The organism is Halorubrum trapanicum, assembly GCF_017873555.1.
Lineage (GTDB): Archaea > Halobacteriota > Halobacteria > Halobacteriales > Haloferacaceae > Halorubrum > Halorubrum trapanicum.
In genome coordinates this window covers 39581-45771 of sequence record NZ_JAGGKE010000017.1, presented here as the reverse complement: position 1 = coordinate 45771, position 6191 = coordinate 39581, and the positions used below count along the sequence as shown (strand labels likewise).

7 protein-coding genes are annotated in these 6191 nt (G+C 54.5%); 5 read left to right on the top strand and 2 right to left on the bottom strand.

All coding sequences use genetic code 11. The features are described from left to right. Positions 1–563 precede the first annotated feature (563 nt). A complete protein-coding gene (locus tag J2744_RS14380) occupies positions 564–1073 on the top strand; it encodes a hypothetical protein (protein WP_210113931.1) in 510 nt (169 codons plus the stop codon). A 146-nt stretch (positions 1074–1219) separates the two neighbouring features. Then, positions 1220–1618, top strand: coding sequence for a hypothetical protein (locus J2744_RS14375; RefSeq protein WP_210113930.1), 399 nt, complete (start codon positions 1220–1222; stop codon positions 1616–1618). On the opposite strand, the gene J2744_RS14370 is transcribed toward J2744_RS14375, so the two are convergent. Further along, positions 1615–2406 (bottom strand): hypothetical protein, encoded by a 792-nt coding sequence (locus J2744_RS14370; RefSeq protein ID WP_210113929.1) that lies wholly within the window; start codon positions 2404–2406, stop codon positions 1615–1617. The two genes, J2744_RS14375 and J2744_RS14370, sit on opposite strands and share 4 nt — an antisense overlap. Positions 2407–2535: 129 nt before the next feature. Here J2744_RS14370 and J2744_RS14365 point away from each other — a divergent pair, with 129 nt between their 5' ends. Continuing rightward, positions 2536–3456 carry a hypothetical protein gene (locus J2744_RS14365; RefSeq protein ID WP_210113928.1) on the top strand — a complete coding sequence of 307 codons (921 nt, stop codon included), beginning with the start codon at positions 2536–2538 and terminating at the stop codon, positions 3454–3456. A gap of 87 nt (positions 3457–3543) precedes the next feature. On the opposite strand, the gene J2744_RS14360 is transcribed toward J2744_RS14365, so the two are convergent. Further along, positions 3544–4641 (bottom strand): hypothetical protein, encoded by a 1098-nt coding sequence (locus tag J2744_RS14360; RefSeq protein ID WP_210113927.1) that lies wholly within the window; start codon positions 4639–4641, stop codon positions 3544–3546. An 86-nt stretch (positions 4642–4727) separates the two neighbouring features. On the opposite strand from J2744_RS14360, the gene J2744_RS14355 reads away from it, so the two are divergent. Together J2744_RS14355 and J2744_RS14350 are read left to right on the top strand one after the other, a co-directional pair. After that, on the top strand, positions 4728–5720 hold the full coding sequence (locus tag J2744_RS14355) for a hypothetical protein (RefSeq protein ID WP_210113926.1): 993 nt from the start codon (positions 4728–4730) through the stop codon (positions 5718–5720). A 43-nt stretch (positions 5721–5763) separates the two neighbouring features. Then, positions 5764–6150 (top strand): hypothetical protein, encoded by a 387-nt coding sequence (locus tag J2744_RS14350; protein ID WP_210113925.1) that lies wholly within the window; start codon positions 5764–5766, stop codon positions 6148–6150. Positions 6151–6191: the final 41 nt, after the last annotated feature.

Here is a 6191-nt window from a genome sequence, read left to right as displayed (position 1 = left end):
GGAGTGGCGACGCTGTCGCTGTCGGCGGCGGCTGCCGCCGACAGCGACAGCTCTCCGTCGGTTCGCCCAAGATTCTCTCGTCGAGACCGCTAGTGCAACCGCTCTGCCACAGAACTCAGGCTTCAGAAACAGCTAGCCGAGGATGCTTTGTGAGGTACTGAGACTATTTTAGTTTGTCCACTGAGGGGAGTGGTAGGGATATGATCCGATTCGGTCACTTGTCGGAGTCAACAAGAAACTCCGTGATTCTAACTAGCGGGGTCAGTTGACCACCCTGAGAGCGGTCGATGGTGGGAAGAATAGCCAGTCGGAGTAGCCTTCTTTTTTGCTGTGTGCCGGACCGCCCCAGACCCCACCACCCCACCCTCCGCTGCCGGCCTCCCTATGGTCGGCCGGCAGCCACAACCGGAGCCACAGCTTTCGGGAGTGGTCGTAACCCGGTCGCCAGCATACATTCTAAACGCTCACCGCTAGCGTTGCGAACAAACCCTCCACCTCTAAACGTTCGGACCGTGACCCCCTTGACGGCACGATTTATTCCTGAGCCCAGAGAACGATCGGCCATGTCAACACAGGCGAAAGCCGGGGAGATGTTGGTCGGAGCCTATCACAAATTCATCGGAGACTGTGACTTCGTTACCTATCAGAAGACTTCCTTGGACACTCAGACGGAGGTCGATGTGGTCGGCGTCGACTTAGACGGCGAACAAGAGATCTACGCCTGCGAGGTCGTGACCCACCTCGGTGGAATGGGCTATGGCTCCTACCAGGAGAACCGTGACCGGTTAGAGCGGAAATTCAAACGGGCCGAGAAACTGGTGACTACCGAATACGACACCGCCGGGACGTACACCTTCCAGCTCTGGAGTCTGAACACGCCGAAAGGACTGGTAACTCCGCTCTCAGAACTGGCCGACGAGTTTGAGGACGACACCGGCTACGAACTGGAACTGGTGATGAATGACGACTATACCGAGAGGATTCAGGACCTCCGAGACCTCGCCTCCTCAAAGAACGCACAGACGAACGATCTCGCCTTCCGCTTTCTCCAAATATTCGAAAACCTCTCATGATCCAGACTAGGCACTGCTCCTAGAAGACTGAGCAAGAAGAATGATCATACTATGTCCTAGTCCATACTGCCGTCCTAGGCATCCTAGCGCTAGAAATCACCCTTATCTCCGTTGCCACTAATACCCACACGCCCCACACACCGAATATGGGATTAGGACAGTTCCGGCCCACGCGCGACTACGACGAGCACGAAATTATCCCCGACCTCCTCGACGAGGTCATACCGGACGACTACTACTGGGACAAGACTGAGAAACGCGGCGAGAAATGGGCGAAGATGGCCCGAGCGTTCATGCTCCAGACCGAGCGGACGCCGCAGGACCGGTTCACCCAGGCCGCGAACCAGGTCGGTGAAGAGATCAGCCGAAGCGCCGAGACCGTGAAAAGCGCTTTAACCAGGGAGACATTCGGTGACGAGGCGGGTGTGGAGATTCCTCGGGAGGTTCTCATCCGGGTCGAGGATCGCGTCGAAGAGCACGACGACATCACGCTCGAGGTTATCCTCCAAGCCCACCGCGAGAACCAGCAGGACGAGGGGAGTTAAACAACCCACCGGTCCAGCTGGATGCCCTGTTCCTCAGCCTCCTCAATAATCCGCAGTACGTAATGTATCGCTTCCTCGGCGAGGATGACACCGGTCTGAGCCTGAAGCAAGGTGGTGTCCGAGGCGTTCCCCGACGTGTGCGATCCGATTGTAGAACAGTACCCGTACGGCGTATACAGCATCCGCCAGTCACGGGTTTCACGCGACCCGTTGCCATCCCATTTCTCAATCAACCCCTCGGAGTACAACTCGTCAAGCGCCTCGTTGTAGTTGCCCTGGGTACACGCCTCCAGTGCCCGGCGAGCCTCTTGTAGAGCGTTGTCCGGGTCGCCGTTCGTGAGTCTATCCTTAGCGGCCTCTATCTTCTCCAGGACAGCATCCGGGGCGTGCTCCTCGATGTAACCCCGCTGGTCTTTCACCTCCTTTTCGGCGGTGGCACTGATCCGCAGCATCAACTCAAGGCCATCATCAGTCTCGGAGAGAACGAACCGTGAGCCGGCCAGAGCCTCTTCCAGTGCTTCCCGCTGGTCCACTCGCAACTGGGCGTTCTCAACGAGGTGGGTGAGGAGTTTACGGCCGGTCGGCGTCCCATTCGATTCACGAAGCCAGTGAGAAACTCGGTCGTATCGGCTAACGTGGGTGATGTCGTCTACAGTCTCGTCCTCATCGAACCGGAGATGTTCAGCGTCGAACCGTCGTAGAATCTCGGTGAGTTCTGCATGACGGTATTCACCGCTGAGAACGTCTGCCACGTCCTGGATGTGCGCGTCCTTCAGGTCCTCGGGCATGTGGCATACTCGACGAGGAGCTGGTAAACTCGTTTCGCAGAATCATCCCGTCAACGGGTCACGAATGGCGGTAAACTGAGAAGGGCACCAAACGTTCATAGTACCGAACAGGATACTTCTATCTAGAGAATGCCCGACGAATTTGAATCTCTCTATGATCGCCGGCGAGACGACGAACCACGGGTGAACAACGACCTCACCCATCGTTGTCGAGAGCGACTCGCCTTTCAGACATACGGTAACGGCCTTCGAAATCATCACGAAGCGTTCCAAGGACTCGTCGCTCGGCGCGGCTTTTCAGAACTCACCGAAGAACTCGAACTCGATACCGATCCAACGGAAATTGTGGACTGGTTCGGCGAGGACTTCCAGGAAGCACACAACCACGTTCTCCTCACAGCGAACACCATCACCGTGTTGTCCTACCTCGAATATGCGTACTGGAAGACGTGGAACGGTGACTCTGTCGAGAACAAGGACGTGGTAGGGAACGCAGAGCAGGTACAGCAAATCCTTGAGAGTGAGGGCATCCTCTGGGAACTGAAACACGATGCCGACGGACAATTTCGATTTCAGGAAATCGGCCATGAACTGATGAAGGAGGCTGACGAGGAATTGACGGGACTGATGATGGGCACGATCTGGGAGGAGCCACTAAACGACTTCAACAAGGCTTACGAACTCTATTTGGACCGAAAATATGGAAGCGAGATTCCGGAGAAACTCTACAACGCTATCGAGGACACAGTTAAAACGATCTGCGTTGACCTAGAGGATTGGGAGGACAACCGTGACCGCAACCTCGTCCACTACCTCGACATTCTCCGAGAGAAAGACGTGTTCTCCCCCAACCCGATCATGAAGGACGAGATCCGGGAGATGGCAGATTCACTGGAAAAGACATTCGCTAAGGTAGGAAACGACCGAAAGAACCGGCACAGCCCTGATATGGACCGCTACTACTGCTCGATGCTTCTCCACCAAGTCTCGGCCTACCTTGTGTTCATCATCAACCGCTACGAGCAGAAACACGTGGACAATACAGAGTAGCAACACGTCACATCCGCGGATCTAGACCGACAGGTCTGCATCGTGGTCACTTGCTCTTCTGGAAGGTCTTTTTCCTAGGTGATAGTCCTAAGGCTCAGGTGTCTTTCGCGCTGGCGGGACTGTCAGCATCTCCTCAACGAGCTCCGGTCGCTCTTTCTCCATTATCTCAAAGACGTGGCGATTCTCAACGTACTCGTCGATATCTTCGACGACATCGCTGGGGAGATCCGACTCCTTCCCTTTGGGCCCGAAGAACATCACATGAGTCTCTGAGGTAGTGCTCCCTCGCTCATATTCGATGAGATCGCGTGCTTTCTCGGTTAGTTTGCCAGTCTTGTCTGCGTGCGTGACCTGAGCAAGAACACGTTTCCCATTCGGTTCCTGGCGGGAGATAATGTCTACATCTGATAACGACCGTCCAACCGGAAGGTGCTGTAGGTAATCATCGTGCTTCCCTCTTAGGAACTCGTTACAGAGAATCTCAAGCTGACCAGGAGCGAGGAGTTTTGCCTTCTGCTCGTAGCTCGGGTCGTCAAGGATCTCGGTCAGATGCTCCACCTGATTGAATGCTGCTCGGAGGTGATCGGCACCCTGCTTCCACTTACTGAACGTACCTCCTTGTGGCTGTACCGCCAGCAAGGCTGGATAGTCCCGGTACCAGACCCAATCAGCACTCTCTTCGTCAATCTTGAGGGCCTTCAGGAACCGAATCTTGTCCTCATCGTATCCATCCTCACCACGGTCGTTGACGGTGTCCATCAGCCAGCGGAACTCGTCTGAGGTATCAGAGTCGTTGTAGATCTTCTCTTCGGGCGTGCCTGGCTCAACGGTTACACTATCCTGGAACTGGTTGTCTTGGAACGCGAGTATCGTGATATCGGTTCCAGGCTGAACTTTCCCGACACGCATCCCACCCTTGTAGGTCGAGTTCTTCGTGCCGTAGTCGGCACCCACGATGATTCCATCCTGTCCCCATTCCTTGAGCCAGTCAAGCTTGTTACCCATCTTCCACTCGGTACTCTGTTTACTATTCGCGTGGTCCTGCGCCTCCGATTTGCTGGCAGTGATGGGAGTCTCAGTATAGTGTATTGCAAAATAGTGGTTCTCGTAGAGCCATTGGATAGCGTCTGCGTTAACGCCGATCTTGTGACGGATATAGACCGTCTGTAAGCCGTCGTCGCTCATAACCTCCCAAAGATATCCCTCTCCCAAGAAAATGTGTACTTCCTCGGACTACGAACTTTCATCCCATAGGCACGTCGTCTAATCTTATGGCGAGTATCGTTTCCGCAATTGCGGTGTGGCTTCAGGAGTGGGCGGCTGTTATATCGGGACTCGGTTCAATCGCGCTGACTGCTGGTCTGGTTTACCTCTACAGTCGTCAGACATCTATTCAAGAAGACCAGCAAGATCTGCTCCGACGGGAATTGAATCGGGAAGTCCGCCAAGGACACACGGAAACACTTCGCAAGCGGATTCGTGCCTGGCACGGCGATATAGACGAGATCGGCGTGGAGGAAGGAGGGGGGTGGTTCTCTGATGAGACGAATCTCCCGAAGGTGACCGGAGTGGATGTTGAACCGGCACCTCCGCTTGTCAATGTTATCGGGCAGAATGTGGAGTTCCGTGTAGTACCCGAAGCCCTCGAAGACGACCGGTATCTACAGGATCTACTGGAGAACCATGCTCATGACCTTCGAGGGCTGAAAGAGGATATCGAACAGCAGTATGAGGAATTCGATAGGGCCAGGGAAGCATTCTATGAGGCGTATTCTGGTGGTCCCACCGTCGAGACAGAGGAATACACTCTACAACCAAGACGGGCGTTCACTGAATGGGTATTTAAGCGAGCAGTTCTGTTGAATCGGAAACAACGAGAGCGTGAGAAGCAGAAGATGAAGGATATCGTCGAAAGCCGTCTCAAGGGGACGAACTCCGCTGATCCCAACAGCGGAGAGAAGTACTATAGTGCCTCAGGGGTCGAGGATAGAGGTCCAGCAACATACGAGGCGAGTGCAGTCTCTGGCGACTACGATGATATTGAGGAGAACGAGGAGGAAATCGACTCACGTCTTGTGGAAATCCACTGGAACGCTATAGACGAAATCGGAGATGGTGAACTATACGACCACGCTGTTGAGGCCGCTTGTATTCTTGACGAAATGGCTGAGAGCGTGGAGGAACTCAAGGCGAAGCTGGTTGAGCACGAAGGGCACCCGATTTATCTGGAGGACTGTGAGTATCTCGAGGAAGTGACGCTATGACTGCTCGTCAGGTTAATGAATCTCAAGACAACAACCTGATCAAATGAATCGAGAGGAGTTTATCGGAGATGTCGTCCGGCACACGAAGGGCGGCGTCGTCCACTGCCAAGGACACCCACAGATGGGGAAGGTTGACTACGGCCGTCATAACTGTAAGGAGAGCATGGAGGCCGGAGATGGTGTCATCATCTACTACGTGAAAGACCACGAACGGGATGATGAAGAGTGGTACCAGCGGTTCCGATTCTGTGCGAATTGCGATGATGCCCGCCGACTCCCAGAGGAAGGACGGCAGGTCGGCAAGGAACAGGCAGTAGTTGAGGGGCTTCTGGAGCACTTTGAGGGAACTGTTGAGGGACAATTCTACGATGACGCAGTTCGTCTCATCGACGCTGAAGTACTGACATATAGCCCCGAAACCGAAGGATAAGTGGAGGACTATCTCTGCGGGTCTTGGAAGTCACTAAGCTA

Coding starts and splice junctions, on each gene's coding strand:
- J2744_RS14380 (WP_210113931.1), top strand. CDS start 564: ATGTCAACACAGGCGAAAGCCGGGGAGATGTTGGTCGGAGCCTATCAC.
- J2744_RS14375 (WP_210113930.1), top strand. CDS start 1,220: ATGGGATTAGGACAGTTCCGGCCCACGCGCGACTACGACGAGCACGAA.
- J2744_RS14370 (WP_210113929.1), bottom strand. CDS start 2,406: ATGCCCGAGGACCTGAAGGACGCGCACATCCAGGACGTGGCAGACGTT.
- J2744_RS14365 (WP_210113928.1), top strand. CDS start 2,536: ATGCCCGACGAATTTGAATCTCTCTATGATCGCCGGCGAGACGACGAA.
- J2744_RS14360 (WP_210113927.1), bottom strand. CDS start 4,641: ATGAGCGACGACGGCTTACAGACGGTCTATATCCGTCACAAGATCGGC.
- J2744_RS14355 (WP_210113926.1), top strand. CDS start 4,728: ATGGCGAGTATCGTTTCCGCAATTGCGGTGTGGCTTCAGGAGTGGGCG.
- J2744_RS14350 (WP_210113925.1), top strand. CDS start 5,764: ATGAATCGAGAGGAGTTTATCGGAGATGTCGTCCGGCACACGAAGGGC.